General features: G+C 59.8%; 19 protein-coding genes, 1 tRNA gene and 1 pseudogene. 6 read left to right on the top strand and 15 right to left on the bottom strand.

The window, feature by feature from the left end; genetic code table 11:
• Positions 1-2: 2 nt before the first annotated feature.
• A complete protein-coding gene (gatB, locus tag LOX95_RS05785) occupies positions 3-1,496 on the top strand; it encodes an Asp-tRNA(Asn)/Glu-tRNA(Gln) amidotransferase subunit GatB (RefSeq protein WP_242913510.1) in 1,494 nt (497 codons plus the stop codon).
• Positions 1,497-1,636: 140 nt separating this feature from the next.
• Here the strand turns inward: gatB and LOX95_RS05780 are convergent, their stop codons facing one another.
• Positions 1,637-2,524 (bottom strand): RcnB family protein, encoded by an 888-nt coding sequence (locus LOX95_RS05780; protein WP_242913509.1) that lies wholly within the window; start codon positions 2,522-2,524, stop codon positions 1,637-1,639.
• 164 nt (positions 2,525-2,688) lie between these two features.
• On the bottom strand, positions 2,689-3,231 hold the full coding sequence (locus LOX95_RS05775; RefSeq protein ID WP_242913508.1) for an RcnB family protein: 543 nt from the start codon (positions 3,229-3,231) through the stop codon (positions 2,689-2,691).
• Positions 3,232-3,382: 151 nt separating this feature from the next.
• Between LOX95_RS05775 and LOX95_RS05770 the strand changes: the two genes are divergently transcribed.
• The 4 genes from LOX95_RS05770 to LOX95_RS05755 all read left to right on the top strand — a co-directional run bounded on the left by LOX95_RS05770 (position 3,383) and on the right by LOX95_RS05755 (position 5,078).
• Positions 3,383-4,102, top strand: coding sequence for a glutathione S-transferase N-terminal domain-containing protein (locus LOX95_RS05770; protein ID WP_242913507.1), 720 nt, complete (start codon positions 3,383-3,385; stop codon positions 4,100-4,102).
• Positions 4,103-4,179: 77 nt separating this feature from the next.
• Positions 4,180-4,482 (top strand): sel1 repeat family protein, encoded by a 303-nt coding sequence (locus tag LOX95_RS05765; protein ID WP_242913506.1) that lies wholly within the window; start codon positions 4,180-4,182, stop codon positions 4,480-4,482.
• A gap of 86 nt (positions 4,483-4,568) precedes the next feature.
• The gene (locus tag LOX95_RS05760) at positions 4,569-4,874 is read left to right on the top strand and encodes an ETC complex I subunit (RefSeq protein WP_242913505.1); all 306 of its coding nucleotides are present in this window, start codon (positions 4,569-4,571) and stop codon (positions 4,872-4,874) included.
• A gap of 127 nt (positions 4,875-5,001) precedes the next feature.
• Positions 5,002-5,078: transfer RNA gene (locus LOX95_RS05755), tRNA-Arg, on the top strand.
• Positions 5,079-5,120: 42 nt separating this feature from the next.
• Here the strand turns inward: LOX95_RS05755 and LOX95_RS05750 are convergent.
• The 10 genes and pseudogenes from LOX95_RS05750 to LOX95_RS05705 all read right to left on the bottom strand — a co-directional run bounded on the left by LOX95_RS05750 (position 5,121) and on the right by LOX95_RS05705 (position 9,336).
• Positions 5,121-6,128 (bottom strand): tyrosine-type recombinase/integrase, encoded by a 1,008-nt coding sequence (locus LOX95_RS05750; RefSeq protein ID WP_242913504.1) that lies wholly within the window; start codon positions 6,126-6,128, stop codon positions 5,121-5,123.
• Between the two features lie 183 nt (positions 6,129-6,311).
• Positions 6,312-6,644: a hypothetical protein gene (locus LOX95_RS05745; RefSeq protein WP_242913503.1), complete on the bottom strand. Its 333-nt coding sequence runs from the start codon at positions 6,642-6,644 to the stop codon at positions 6,312-6,314.
• A gap of 314 nt (positions 6,645-6,958) precedes the next feature.
• Positions 6,959-7,108, bottom strand: coding sequence for a hypothetical protein (locus tag LOX95_RS05740; RefSeq protein ID WP_242913502.1), 150 nt, complete (start codon positions 7,106-7,108; stop codon positions 6,959-6,961).
• A 5-nt stretch (positions 7,109-7,113) separates the two neighbouring features.
• Complete coding sequence (locus LOX95_RS05735; RefSeq protein WP_242913501.1) at positions 7,114-7,545, bottom strand: TetR family transcriptional regulator; 432 nt, start codon at positions 7,543-7,545, stop codon at positions 7,114-7,116.
• Positions 7,535-7,774 (bottom strand): hypothetical protein, encoded by a 240-nt coding sequence (locus LOX95_RS05730; RefSeq protein ID WP_242913500.1) that lies wholly within the window; start codon positions 7,772-7,774, stop codon positions 7,535-7,537. Before LOX95_RS05730 ends, LOX95_RS05735 begins: the two co-directional genes overlap by 11 nt.
• Positions 7,771-8,145: a helix-turn-helix domain-containing protein gene (locus LOX95_RS05725; protein ID WP_242913499.1), complete on the bottom strand. Its 375-nt coding sequence runs from the start codon at positions 8,143-8,145 to the stop codon at positions 7,771-7,773. The genes LOX95_RS05730 and LOX95_RS05725 overlap by 4 nt, the downstream gene beginning before the upstream one ends.
• Complete coding sequence (locus LOX95_RS05720; RefSeq protein WP_242913498.1) at positions 8,145-8,450, bottom strand: hypothetical protein; 306 nt, start codon at positions 8,448-8,450, stop codon at positions 8,145-8,147. Before LOX95_RS05720 ends, LOX95_RS05725 begins: the two co-directional genes overlap by 1 nt.
• Positions 8,451-8,452: 2 nt before the next feature.
• Positions 8,453-8,737 carry a nucleoid-associated protein GapR gene (gene gapR, locus LOX95_RS05715; RefSeq protein ID WP_486598870.1) on the bottom strand — a complete coding sequence of 95 codons (285 nt, stop codon included), beginning with the start codon at positions 8,735-8,737 and terminating at the stop codon, positions 8,453-8,455.
• 54 nt (positions 8,738-8,791) lie between these two features.
• Positions 8,792-8,983 (bottom strand): annotated as a pseudogene (locus LOX95_RS05710) (DNA translocase FtsK); the annotation flags it as partial.
• Positions 8,983-9,336 (bottom strand): hypothetical protein, encoded by a 354-nt coding sequence (locus LOX95_RS05705; RefSeq protein WP_242913497.1) that lies wholly within the window; start codon positions 9,334-9,336, stop codon positions 8,983-8,985. The pseudogene LOX95_RS05710 and the gene LOX95_RS05705, both read right to left, overlap by 1 nt.
• 342 nt (positions 9,337-9,678) lie before the next feature.
• Between LOX95_RS05705 and LOX95_RS05700 the strand changes: the two genes are divergently transcribed.
• Positions 9,679-9,909 (top strand): hypothetical protein, encoded by a 231-nt coding sequence (locus LOX95_RS05700; protein WP_242913496.1) that lies wholly within the window; start codon positions 9,679-9,681, stop codon positions 9,907-9,909.
• A gap of 419 nt (positions 9,910-10,328) precedes the next feature.
• Here the strand turns inward: LOX95_RS05700 and LOX95_RS05695 are convergent, their stop codons facing one another.
• The 3 genes from LOX95_RS05695 to LOX95_RS05685 all read right to left on the bottom strand — a co-directional run bounded on the left by LOX95_RS05695 (position 10,329) and on the right by LOX95_RS05685 (position 12,368).
• A complete protein-coding gene (locus LOX95_RS05695) occupies positions 10,329-11,027 on the bottom strand; it encodes a hypothetical protein (protein WP_242913495.1) in 699 nt (232 codons plus the stop codon).
• Positions 11,024-11,452, bottom strand: coding sequence for a hypothetical protein (locus LOX95_RS05690; RefSeq protein ID WP_242913494.1), 429 nt, complete (start codon positions 11,450-11,452; stop codon positions 11,024-11,026). The genes LOX95_RS05695 and LOX95_RS05690 overlap by 4 nt, the downstream gene beginning before the upstream one ends.
• A gap of 685 nt (positions 11,453-12,137) precedes the next feature.
• Positions 12,138-12,368 (bottom strand): helix-turn-helix domain-containing protein, encoded by a 231-nt coding sequence (locus LOX95_RS05685; protein WP_242913493.1) that lies wholly within the window; start codon positions 12,366-12,368, stop codon positions 12,138-12,140.
• Positions 12,369-12,379 lie beyond the last annotated feature (11 nt).

The following is a 12,379-nucleotide window of genomic DNA, read 5'->3' as shown; positions in this document are numbered from 1 at the left end:
GCATGAGCGCGAACGCAACTGTAATCAAAGGCCGCACCGGCGATTGGGAAATCGTCATGGGCTTGGAAATCCACGCTCAGGTCGCTTCGAAGGCCAAGCTGTTCTCGGGCGCGGCCGTCGGCTTCGGCGCTGGCCCGAACGAGCAGGTCTCGCTGGTTGATGCCGGTTTCCCGGGCATGCTGCCGACCCTGAACAAGTTCTGCGTCGAGCAGGCTGTGAAATCGGGTCTGGGCCTGCGCGCTCAGATCAATCTGAAGTCGCAGTTCGACCGCAAGAACTACTTCTATCCGGACCTTCCGACCGGCTATCAGATCAGCCAGCTGTATCACCCGATCGTGGGTGAGGGCGTCGTCGAGGTTGAGGCCGAAGACGGCACCTTCTTCAACGTCGGCATCGAGCGTCTGCACCTTGAACAAGACGCAGGTAAGCTGATCCACGACCTGTCGCCGACGGATTCCTATGTCGACCTGAACCGTGCGGGCACCGCCCTCATGGAAATCGTGTCGCGTCCTCACATCCGCTCGCCTGAACAGGCTGTTGCCTATGTGAAGAAGATCCGCACTATCCTGATGTACCTCGGCACCTGCGACGGTGACATGGAGAAGGGCAACCTGCGCGCGGACGTGAACGTGTCGGTTTGCCCGGTCGGCAACTACGACAAGTTCATGGAAACCGGCGACTTCAGCTTCCTCGGCACCCGTTGCGAGATCAAGAACGTCAACTCGTTCCGCTTCATCTCGCAAGCCATCAACTACGAAGCTCGTCGTCAGATCGAGATCGTGGAAGACGGCGGCAAGGTCGATCAGGAGACCCGCCTGTACGACCCGACCAAGGGCGAGACCCGCTCCATGCGTTCCAAGGAAGAAGCGCAGGATTACCGCTACTTCCCGGATCCGGATCTACTGCCGCTGGTTCTGGAACAGTCGTGGGTTGATGGCATCAAGGCCAGCCTGCCGGAACTGCCGGACGACAAGCGCCGTCGCCTGATGGATCAGTACGGTCTGTCGCAATACGACGCCATCGTCCTGATCTCGGAACAGGCCAAGGCTGACTATTTCGAAGCTGCCGCCAAGGGCCGTGACGCGAAGTTGGTTGCCAACTGGGTCACGAACGAACTGTCGGCGCGTCTTGCCGCTGATGGTAAGGACTTCAGCGAAAGCCCCCTTCCGGCAGCGCACGTTGCGGAACTGGTCGAGCTGATCGAAACGAACGTCATCTCGTCGAAGATCGCCAAGGAAGTGTTCGACCACGTCTGGAAGGGCGAAGGCTCTCCGGCAGAGGTCGTCGAGAAGCACGGCCTGAAGCAGGTGACTGACACGGGCGCAATCGAGAAGGCCGTTGACGACCTGATCGCCGCTAACCCGGACAAGGCCGCTGCTGTCGCCGAGAAGCCGCAAGCTATCGGTTGGTTCGTCGGTCAGGTCATGAAGGCTACCGGCGGCAAGGCGAACCCTGCTGCGGTCAATGATATCCTCAAAGCAAAGCTCGGTTTGTAATGCTCGGGGGCCGCGCCCCCGACCCCTCGGGTTGCCGCTAACGCTCATGACGCGGTCATTCGCTACTTGAGCGGCAGTGGAGTACAAAAAAGCCCCTGAAGTTTAGGCTTCAGGGGCTTTCTTTATGTTCTACGTGAAGTTTACCAGCGCCAGGCGTCGCGGATGACCTCGACGATGTAGCCGTCGTATTCGTCGATCAGATAGATCGAGTTATCGACGTAAACCCAGCGAGTGCCCGGGGGCGGGTAGCCGAGGCCATAGGTGCGATAATCGTTCACCTGATAGCGCCAGAACACGTCCGGCAGGAACTGGCCGATCTGCCAGTGACGGTTCCAGTACGAACGCGGGACGCTGTAGTAGCCATAGCCGGGCGCGAAATAGAAGCCGACGCGCACACCGCTCCAGCTACGGAAGCGGTTGTCGTTACGCCACCAGTCCGAGCGGCGGTCGCGGTTGAAGTCACGACGCCATTGATCGGAATTCCAACGGCGCTGGAAGTCGCGATAGTTGTCGCGGCGGTCCTGACGGTTGGCCTGCGGACGGTTGTTGTTACTGTCCCAGCGACGGGTGTCGTTGCGCCTGTCACGATCACGATCCCGATCGCGCTGATCGGGGCGGACACCGTTGGCGCGATCCAGTTGGCGCTGGGCTTCCTCTACGCGACGCTGGACCGGGCTTTGGTTACGACGGTCCTGCCCGCGATATTCGGGGCGCTGTCCGCTGCGGTCCTCGGCGCGATACTGCGGGCGCGAGTTGTTGCGCTGATCCGGAGTACGCGCTTCGGGACTGCGCTGCGGTTGCGGGCGTTGTTCCTGAGAGCGTTGTTCCTGGCGGCGAGGCTCCTGACGACGCGACTCTTCGCGACGCGGCTCCGAGCGTTGCTCGCGTGCGGTGTCGCGGTCCAGCTGACGCTGGGCGCGTTCGACACGGCGCTGAACAGCGCTGTCCTGCGCTGTAGCCACAACCGGGGTTGCCAGCGGTAGCAGCATGCTGGTGATTGCGGTGAAGGTAAGCAGGGTACGTTTCATGTTGGGACCTCGCCCGTTTATTACGCCCTCAGAATGAACTCCGTCACATGAACTGTGACTGAATGGAGCGTTCAACTAACAAAGTTCATTCCAGATAAGAAAATGCCCCCGACGCGAGAGGCTGTCGGGGGCAAGTTTAGCTCGATGACTAGAAAGAGCCTGACTTAATAGATGCCGCTCAGGACGCTGGTGATCAGGCCCGTAGCAATAGCAATCATCACAATGTCGTTGCCGGCATGGACGTAGCGGTAGCCGCGCGGTGCCGGACGCAGGCCGTAGAAGTACGGGTCGCGAACTTCATAGCTGCGATAAGCTGCCGGCAGGTAGGCACCGGTGCGCCAGCGATAGTTATAGTAGCGCGGTTCTACACGGTAATAGCCGCGGCCCGGTGCATACCAATAGCCGTTGCGCGCACCGCGATAGTCACGGAACTCGGGACGACCACGCCACCAGTCACGGTTCCCGCGTTCCCAGCGGGCCGGACCCGATACATGCGGGCGACCCTGCGGACGAACGTGCTGCGGACCCGGGCGATCATTGGGACGCATGTCACGGCCCGGACCGCGATCTCGGTCGCCCCGACGATCACCGCGTTCATAGCGACGATCATCACCACGATGGTGGCGGTCTTGAGCTTGCGCCAGCACAGGGGCGGCGGTCGTTGCCAGCGCCAAAGCGGCGATTGCGGCCTTAGTTGCGAACTTCATAGTCGCCTCCAAAGTTGAATCCTGTCTGACGCAACTCATGAGCCTTGCTGCCTGAACCGAAACTGAACTGTGCAGTCAGTATTTGGCAGGTCTTGTTCATATTCGTGCCTGTGGCATGACTGTTTGAACGCTAAAGGTGAGGGAGTATCGAATGTCTGCCCCAATCGAACTGTGGTTCTGGCCAACGCCGAACGGGATAAAAATCAGCATCGCGCTGGAAGAAATGGGTCTTCCTTACGAGGTTAAGCCCATCAACATCGGCACCGGTGAGCAGTTCGCAGCCGCGTTTCAGGCCCTGAGCCCGAACGGTCGCATGCCTGCCATCGTCGACTCTGATGGACCCGATGGCAAACCGCTCAGCATTTTCGAATCCGGCGCAATACTCCAATATCTGGGTCGCAAATCCGGTCAGTTTTACCCGTCCGAAGAGCGCGCACGGGTCGAGGTTGATCAGTGGTTATTCTGGCAGATGGCGGGGCTGGGGCCCATGGCCGGTCAAACACATCACTTCCGCCAATACGCACCCGCTATGATCCGCGACCAGCGGCAGCTGGCATATGGCGTCAATCGCTACACCAACGAAACGCACCGCCTGTACGGCGTGATGGATCGCCGCTTGTCTGATCGGGATTATCTGGCGGGGGAGTATTCCATAGCCGACATGGCCTGCTGGCCCTGGGTCATCCCGAGCCTTCAGGGTCAGAGCTTCGATGACTTCCCTAATTTGAAAGCCTGGCATGAACGGGTAGGGACGCGTCCCGCTGTTCAGAAGGGGAAGATCGTTGGTGCAGAACTCCGTCGGGATATCACCAATAACGGCAAAGATGCCGAAGCAGCGCGTCGCGTTCTATTTGGCCAGCGTAGCCGTTAACCAAAATTTCAAACCGCTGTTATTTGAATGCATCCAACGAGGTCGGGACAGAAGGTCCCACTTATGAGGATGTGACTATGATTAGTGTTCAAGATACGGCCGCTGATCTGTCTGGCGACCAACTGCCGCTGCCGACGCCCGATATGGATGGCGAGGCCTTGTTTAAACTGGGTCTTGCCTATTCATCCGGACAGGATGGGTGCCCGCTGGATCGTGTGTCGGCCCATATGATCTTCAATCTGGCCGCTATGAAGGGCTCGGTCGAAGCGCGGGAATACCGCAAGGAAATGAGCGCAGAGATGGGCAGCGAGGAGTTGGCAGAGGCTCAACGGGCCGCCCGCCGATGGATCGACACTGCTCCGGCACATGTCGCGGCCTGATTGGACGTATTCGGCGCAGCAAAGTCTGGACCCGACGGGCAGGGGAGGCTATGGACCCTCACGACTGTTTGTTGAGGATTTCGCCCATGCTCGCCCGCATCTATCGCCCGGCCAAGACCGCTATGCAGTCCGGCAAGGCCAAGTCGCGCGATTGGCGTCTTGAGTTCGAACCGGCGACGGCCCGTTTCAACGACCCGCTGATGGGTTGGAGCGGCACGACCGACATGAATGGCCAAGTGCGCCTGACCTTCGAAACCAAGGAAGACGCTGTGGCCTATGCCGAGCGTCACGGCATCGCCTTCCGCCTGCATGAGCCGAACGAAGCCCCGGTGATCATCAAGGCTTACGCTGACAACTTTGCGACCAACCGCAAGGTCTCCTGGACCCACTAAGTCCGGCGGCAATGTTGCGAAAAGGCCAGCCATTCATTTGGCTGGCCTTTTGCATGTCCAGAATGCCACTGACATCTTGTCGAAAATCGCGAACCCCCTTACCAGTTCGCCGCACCCAAACTGCCAAGCGCCCTTAGCTCAACCGGATAGAGCACCCGCCTTCTAAGCGGACGGTTGCAGGTTCGAGTCCTGCAGGGCGCGCCAGGGTTTTAGGGGGATTGGGGCTGAACGTTTTTACAGCGTTTTTTACAGCTTTGTTCTCGCTTCGAGCTCATCGATGCGGCGAATCCGGTCCAGAAGGATCTCGTCCTTTTTGACGTAGACCTTGATCAGGCGTTCGACCTGGTCTTCGCTCCATGTGAACATTTCGGCAATTTCGCGCACCGTGAGGCCGGCCATGTACATTCTCGTCGCAGCGGTGCCTCGCAGATCATGGAAGTGGTGATCTATGCCAGCTTTGAGTTTGGCCGGTCGGAATGAGGCATCAAAGCCGCTCTTCCAGGGATGGCCGTCTGTGTTGGTCAGGATGGTGGTAGCGCGCTTTGGTATCTCAGCGAGAAGTTCGCGCAGCTCGCGATAGAGCGGGATGACGGCAGTCTTCTGATGATTGCTTTTGCCTGTCCGGCGCTCAATCGAATAGGGCTGCACGTGGGACCAGGACAGTTTCAAAAGATCGGATTTGCGCAGGCCTGTCAGACTGGCCACTCGCACAGCCCACATGACCTCTTTGGAGGCGTGTTCGGATAGCGCCTGAATGTCTTCAGGCAGCCAAATGATTTCTGCGCGATTGCTCTTATAGAGGCGTGGAATGCCTGTGCAGGCATTGGCCTGAAGGCGGCCCTCAGCAACACCAAAGGATAGTACGCGCGACAGTGCTTGCAGCGCCATGTCGGCTTGACGAGGCGTGTTCTTATAACGGTCGCGCCACTGGCGGATAGCGACCCGAACAAGAGGGCGGTCGAATGCGGCTATGCTTGTGGAGCCGAACGTGTCGCAGATGCTGTCTAGAAATGGCTGCCAGTTTTTTCGGGATTTCTCGGCAAGTCGTTTCCAGTCGTCCGAGCCGCGATAATCCGCAACCAGCCCAAGGATTTTGCGACTATCCGGAGCGGTTGTTTTGGCCGTGATTTCAGCCAGTTCCTGAAAGAATTCAGGCGTACCCAGCTGGGCTTGAAGTCGCGGCCCCCCGCGCCAGGCATAAACGTAGGTTCGGCCGTTACTCTTGACGACGTGAACACCTTTAACGGGGACCATGGCCATTGTTCAGTAGCTCTGAGATCTCTGCATCGAGCGCAATCTGATCAGCCTGCGCAGCAGAAACGTTCAAAGGCAAGATAGTGACCATACCGTCCGGCGCGATGTCGACCCGGTGATTGCCCGATTGGATGGCGCGTTGAACCAGCGAAGTCAGGCTTCGGCGGCTTCTCGTAGGGGCAGTCATTGGAAACGTTCTCCCATGGCTAAGCGGATCCGAAGGCGACCGAGCGGGGTTAGGCGTATGACGCCGTCTTCGGTGAGCGTTGCATCGCCGCTGATCCGTTCATGGATCTGCGCGACAAGGCTCTTCATCAGGTCAGTTTTCCTAAAGAACGGGTGACGCTCGGTGTGGCTTTCGTGGTGGATTTCTTCGGTGGACACCCCAGCGCGGTCGGCTTCCATCATGGCAACCACCCAAGCGGCTGCAGGCGAGAGCTTTAGCCCCGCCTGCAGTTCTAGGGCGCGAAGGTTGTCGATCGCGGCACAGGCGCGTTCGGCGATGGCTTCTTGCATCTGGATCACTGGCATCTTTTTCTTCCTGCGATCTGCACCTCTAGATAGAGGTATCCGATGTGAAGGGAGGCGGTGCGGCCTGCCGGATAGATGGCAAGGCCGAGCAGCCAAGCGGTGCGGTCGACTGCGACACCGAAGCGCGTCATAGGACCGGCTGCCCGCGTTCAATCGGAACAGTCGCACCAGCCTTCGGGGGCGACGTGGTGTATGCCCCCATCGTTTTCGACCCGACGCGCACGACGACCAGGTATCGACCATCGGCCAATCGATCCGAGATCCGATCGACAAAGCCTTCCTTTGGCTTTTTCTTCACTTCAGTCATGAGGCACCGCCATCTTGAGATCGTGAGCGTCGCAGTCGAACAGGTCGGCGACGTGGGTGAGGGAGTAGCCGGCGGCGAGAAACCACTGCGCCCAAACGACCAAGCGCGGGTGCCGATCGGCGGTGATCGGGTTGTCGTACATCGGCATTAGGCGGCGACCTGGAGAATCTCTGGCTGTTCGGGCGCGGCAGCGATGCAGGCGATGGCGACGCGCATTTCGGCGAGCAGCTTATCGATGCCGTGCTGAAGCGGGTCGCCTTCGAAGCTAGCAACGAACGCTTCGGCACGAATGAGGGCGGCGGCCATTTGCTTGCCTTGCTCCGCAGTGATCGGGGCATGACCAACGATCTTTTCGTAGAGTTCGGCCTTGTCGGCAAAGTTACTGAAGACTGCGCCCGTCGACAGTTTCGCCGCCTGCGCGATTTGACGGATCGTGGCGGCTTCGTAGCCGTCGCGCTCGAACAGGGCCTTCGCGGCGTCGATCACGGCAGTTCGGTTACGCTCCTGCGCGGCTTTGCGGCGTTTAGGCTTTGCCGCAGCGGTCGAGCGGATCGGCTGGATAGTCGTTTCAGTTTGCATAGGTTTCCCCCTCTGTGAATTGGTCGAGTTGATGGGTGTGGGTCAGCAGCTGGTCTTTGAGGCGTTCCACGGTCGCGCGGGCTTCGCGAAGATCGTGATCGGCCTGCCGACTGAGAGCCGGCAATTCTTCCGGGTGGCTCTCGACCAGGTTCTGAAGGATGCGGAACATATCGGCCGCCGCCCGTTCGAGCGGGCAATGTGGCCGTGGCAGAGCGTAAAAGCCGGTCATGCCGCGGCTGATGGTTCAGGACGCATTGCATGGGCGACGTCGAGGAGCGTTCGCTGCTGTTCTGTCGTGAGGCGGCTGAACGCTTTAGCCAATCGGACGCCAGTGATGCTGCTGCCGATAGCAGCCTCGGGACTATCGATTGCCGACCCATCGGCGCGAAGGGTTGGCAGCAGCCCGCCGAGTGGCAGATCTAAAACGTTCTGCAGTTTGGCCAGGGTAGCCAGCGACAGCCGCACCGCGCCGGTTTCGTATTTCTGATAGGCTTGGGGGGAAATACGGAGGGCCTCGGCGACGTCCTTTTGCGTGAGATTCTGCGCTATGCGCGCTCTGCGAAGGCGTAGACCAATCTCGGTGTCTAGTTTGTCGGCCATCAGCAGCAGATCCCGAACAGATGGATTGCATAGGCGTAGGCACCGAAGACGCAGGCATAGACCAGGTAGAGGCTGATCCGATGGCTATATATCGGCGCGATTAAGATGGCGGAGGGCACCATCAGCGCCAGAAGCAGAGGGCGCTCGATGTAGCCGTCTAGCCACGCGGCAGCGATCGCCATGGCGATCCCTGGTGCCAGCAGTAGCCATGGGCGCGGTCGGTTCACGCGACGGGGGAGTACGCGGACGGGCGTTGCAGGAACACCGTACAGTGCAGGGTCTGCGATGATTTTTGGCCTGTTCATGATCACACCTCGCCCAGCGCAGACAGGTAGAGATCGAGAATGGCCTCTTCCTCCTGGCGCTTGGCCTTGTCCTGTTTGCGGATACGGACGACTTTGCGGAGAACCTTCACGTCGTAGCCTTCGCCCTTTGCCTCAGCGAACACCTGCTTGATGTCCTCCATGATCGCCTTCTTCTCTTCCTCGAGCTTTTCGATCCGCTCGATGATGGTGCGAAGGCGGCCTTGAGCGGCAGCGGTCATGACGTCAGGGTTTTCGAAGGATGCGTCACGATCGGGGTCGTTGAGGATCGGAGGTGATCCAACGCCGCGAGCGGCGAGATCTTCGACGGCGTACAAGACCGATCTTTTGCCAGCATGGTCGGCGGCGCTAACGACACCGGCAGTTTCCATGGCTTCGATCAGCGTGGCGGCGGAGTTGTATCCGATCTGCAATTTGCGCTGCAGATGAGAAGTCGAGGCGTTCTGTTCGCCGACGACAATTTTTACAGCTTCCTGGAACAGGTCCAGTGCGGAGTGGGTCGGGATGGCTGCCATTATTTCGCCCCATCCTTTGCCAGCGGCTCGCCGAAGCCGCGTTGGACGCCTTCGATGAATAGGGCGGTCACGGCCTCTGCGGCTTGAGGGGGTTGCTGTTCCAGGCGCATGCGTTCGCCGAAAGCTTCGCCGAGGCCGTGTAGGAACTCGTTTGTGTCGATCTGGGCTTCTTCGCGCTGATGGAAGGCGAGACCGGTCATGAAGCCGATGGCCTTACCGCCACCCATGCCGCCGTTGGCGCGGATTGTGTCGGCACACATGCCAAGAATCGGAAGGATCGAGACGATCACGATCTTTGCGACAGCATCTTGGACTTCGGCGGTCAGTTTTTGGGTGTCGAGGATCTCGGTCACGCGACGGCCCTCGGGGCCATACGATTAAGGGCGCAAAACGCCTCCCTTGCCGACCGTCCTATGAGGGCGAAAATTGCAGCGTCGCAATCTTCGCGGGGACGTCCGACCGCTTCCGCGACTTCGGTTAGGTCGCCACGGAATGAAATGTGCAGTTCTTTGAGTTCAGTTAGCTGACCAACGGTCCAGCTGGGATTTTTCGAGACAACAGGTTTGAGCATTGGCTCCCCCTTTCAACTTGGGGGAGAGTGTTCCGAAAACCGGAACTGCTGTCAATCTGTTTTGTTCCGCTTAACGGAACAAACTGAAAAGACCTTTGTAATCAAAGGAGTCAACGGTCTAGCTATGTCACTCAAACCCGAGGGAGAGAAGCCGTTGTATATTATTCTTATTTTTCTGGGATGCGTTCTAACGGTCGTCGGCGTTCGCGAGCTGGTCATCAGTCAAGCCAAGCGAAAGCTGCCCAGCCCAAATGCGGCCGTGCTGATTGCGCTGTTGGGTCTTGGGCCGTGCGTGGCCGGCGGGATTATCGCACCTGGAGAAGAGAGCGCGCCCAGCGCCGCGATCACTGAATAAACTTTACGCCGGCCACCCGCCGCCGCCCGCCCGCCCGCGCCCGATCTGCGTCTCCCTTAGCCGGAACGGACCTTATGGCCCGTCCCGTCTAATGCAGGCGCTGCAACCGTTCAGAGAAACGAACGGCTGCAGCTTTGTCTCAAAAATCGAAACCCCTCGTCCTTCGCCGAGCCAAGACCATTGGCCTCAAACAGCAATGGCCGCCGTGCATAGCGCGGCAGCCGGTAGGCAAGTGAGGGCAGGCGGAGCCTGTCCGCCCTGCGGTTTCTGTATTTTGTGCCGCGATCTGCTTCATCGATCCGGCATTTATGCTGTCTCGCGACCAGCGAGACGCCTTTTATCTATTCAATGGAGCCGTCTCGCGACTAGCGAGACCCTATTTGATAGATATCAGGCGGGATTCTGACCCCTCAGGTGATTCACGTTCCTTCCAGCTTCGACGGGTCGTTTTGAGCCGAGTCCAGGGCGACGTGAACGCCAAGAGTGTCGAGGGCGTCAAGGTAACGGGCCTTGCCGGCCTTGCGGCTGGCCTCCAGGCGCTGTTCCTTTGCGCTTAGAGGTGCGGGGGCCGAAGAGCCTGAAGCCGCTGTACGGGCCATCTGGGGGCGCCTGCGGATGATCTTCGATATCGCGTCCCAAGCCTTAGCAGGGGTCTTGAGGTAATAGGCGTTCGAGATCTGTTTGACCTGTGGACCGCGAATGCCTTTCAGACCGGCTTCTACGTAGCGGCGCTGCCAGTTCAAGAAGCCATGGTCGTGCAGCTGGTTCTTCCAGCTATGGATCACCTTGGCCGGAACGTTCAGCTTTTCGGCAAGCCACGCGACCGAAGGCTCGAGACGGCCACGGCCACGGACGGCCATGTTGACCATCAGGCGATACAGATCGACTGCGCCGGCGCTGATCGTGCCAGCAGATCCCCAACGTTGACCGGGCTGGCGAAGCTTCTCGCGATACACCTGCAGGGCCAGAACCATATCCTTGCCGTGCTGGACGCTGATGGATTGCCAGCGTTCTTGGCCAGCCCAACGGCTTTCACGCCGGACGCGCTGGTATGTGCGGCGGTGTTCGGGTTCGCGGCGGATTGCGCTGCCAGGGAGCGGTGCGGCAACGGCGGTCATTGCGCAGCATCCATGGCTGCGCGGACACCCACTAGCAGCGACTCGACGCGCTGCAGCTGCGGTTCGATTTCTCGTTTCTCGTGTTCGGTGAAGATCCGATCTTCACCGGCGCGCCGGATCATGGCTTGCACTCGGGCCATCGTCTCCGATGCCTCGCAAGCTTCGCTGACGGCGCATTCGACGTCGGTCGGTGCGGCGCGGGTCTGTAGCAACGCTGCCGAATAGATATTCTTGCCCGCGATTAGCTCGAGGGTCGTGATGACGCCTGCCGGCATCGTCTTTCCCTTTTGGGGATCTCGGCAGTCATAGAGGCTAGTCCGACTGATAGCGAATGGGGTCTTTTCAAGAAGATCGACGCACTTGTCGGTGCCGCCCAAGGCATCTTGAAGGGCGCGAGCAAGGAAGGCGTGTTGGCGGGAATTCATCGGATTCTCGTCGTCAGAATCCGCATGACAACCTTGGTGTGCGGCGCGCAGGATCTCAGTCGCTCTGGCGCTAGTGCCGAGCGTTGGACAAAGGCGAGCCGATGACCGTGGGGGTTCACACGGAAAGGGAGAGCGCGATGGGCTGGGCGTCTCCGCCCTCATTGGCTTTGATTGGATGGATCTCACCCAGCCCGGACTTGTCGGGGGAGGGGCGCTTAGCGCCCTCAGAGATCTCGTCGTTCGCGATCAAGCGCCTTGCGGCGCAGCTGCTGTTTAAGGGTCAGACCCTGGGGGTTGGGGCCATAATGCGGTGGCATCAGACGATGCCGGAAAAAAGAGGGGCCTGTCGGGACAGCGGGGGGTTGGGGCGGGTTCTCCGTCCCGACAGGCATCGGCGCGGTCGGTGCGTCGACGTCGGGTCCGCTGCGCCGGCTCGCAGTCGCAGCGGAACAATCTTTTGAGACTTGGCGTTTTAGCTCGGCTGATAGAGCCGAGAGGTCATCGGTTGACATTGGGGGCGCGCTGCAGCGGGGGCGCATGAGATCCAGTTCAAGATCATCGGCGCTGACCCCGCAGGCGCTGGATGCGGCGGCAAGGCAAGTGCCGGCTGTCAAACAAGCCTGCCATCCGCAGTCGTCACAGAAGTGAGCCGCGCTGAATGACCCAAGCTTTTCCTGAAAACCCGTCATGCGGAGCGTTGCTCCCGCAGGATGCAGAGGTCGCGCAGATCGGGCCGCACATCAGCAATGGTGACTTCGCCGTCAGTGGCGCGATCGATGGCAATGGCGAGATCGGTGGGGCACCGCTCTTGGCCGCGCTCGATACGGCTCATGCGCCCCTTGGACGCCAAGCCGACCCGCGCGGCCATGGCCTGCAGGGTGAGGTTGTTCGTGCGTCGGTAGGTGCCAAGCTTCATAGTGACACTTG

Source organism: Brevundimonas pishanensis (assembly GCF_022750635.1).
GTDB lineage: Bacteria > Pseudomonadota > Alphaproteobacteria > Caulobacterales > Caulobacteraceae > Brevundimonas > Brevundimonas pishanensis.
Note: the sequence above shows the minus strand (reverse complement) of the source record. Positions and strands in the feature narration are given on the sequence as shown.

Coding starts and splice junctions, on each gene's coding strand:
- LOX95_RS05720 (WP_242913498.1), bottom strand. CDS start 8,450: ATGAACAGGCCAAAAATCATCGCAGACCCTGCACTGTACGGTGTTCCT.
- LOX95_RS05730 (WP_242913500.1), bottom strand. CDS start 7,774: ATGACCGGCTTTTACGCTCTGCCACGGCCACATTGCCCGCTCGAACGG.
- LOX95_RS05775 (WP_242913508.1), bottom strand. CDS start 3,231: ATGAAGTTCGCAACTAAGGCCGCAATCGCCGCTTTGGCGCTGGCAACG.
- LOX95_RS05750 (WP_242913504.1), bottom strand. CDS start 6,128: ATGGTCCCCGTTAAAGGTGTTCACGTCGTCAAGAGTAACGGCCGAACC.
- LOX95_RS05685 (WP_242913493.1), bottom strand. CDS start 12,368: ATGAAGCTTGGCACCTACCGACGCACGAACAACCTCACCCTGCAGGCC.
- LOX95_RS05745 (WP_242913503.1), bottom strand. CDS start 6,644: ATGCAAGAAGCCATCGCCGAACGCGCCTGTGCCGCGATCGACAACCTT.
- gatB (WP_242913510.1), top strand. CDS start 3: ATGAGCGCGAACGCAACTGTAATCAAAGGCCGCACCGGCGATTGGGAA.
- LOX95_RS05690 (WP_242913494.1), bottom strand. CDS start 11,452: ATGAATTCCCGCCAACACGCCTTCCTTGCTCGCGCCCTTCAAGATGCC.
- LOX95_RS05695 (WP_242913495.1), bottom strand. CDS start 11,027: ATGACCGCCGTTGCCGCACCGCTCCCTGGCAGCGCAATCCGCCGCGAA.
- LOX95_RS05770 (WP_242913507.1), top strand. CDS start 3,383: ATGTCTGCCCCAATCGAACTGTGGTTCTGGCCAACGCCGAACGGGATA.
- LOX95_RS05740 (WP_242913502.1), bottom strand. CDS start 7,108: ATGTACGACAACCCGATCACCGCCGATCGGCACCCGCGCTTGGTCGTT.
- LOX95_RS05780 (WP_242913509.1), bottom strand. CDS start 2,524: ATGAAACGTACCCTGCTTACCTTCACCGCAATCACCAGCATGCTGCTA.
- LOX95_RS05700 (WP_242913496.1), top strand. CDS start 9,679: ATGTCACTCAAACCCGAGGGAGAGAAGCCGTTGTATATTATTCTTATT.
- LOX95_RS05765 (WP_242913506.1), top strand. CDS start 4,180: ATGATTAGTGTTCAAGATACGGCCGCTGATCTGTCTGGCGACCAACTG.
- LOX95_RS05760 (WP_242913505.1), top strand. CDS start 4,569: ATGCTCGCCCGCATCTATCGCCCGGCCAAGACCGCTATGCAGTCCGGC.
- LOX95_RS05725 (WP_242913499.1), bottom strand. CDS start 8,145: ATGGCCGACAAACTAGACACCGAGATTGGTCTACGCCTTCGCAGAGCG.
- LOX95_RS05735 (WP_242913501.1), bottom strand. CDS start 7,545: ATGCAAACTGAAACGACTATCCAGCCGATCCGCTCGACCGCTGCGGCA.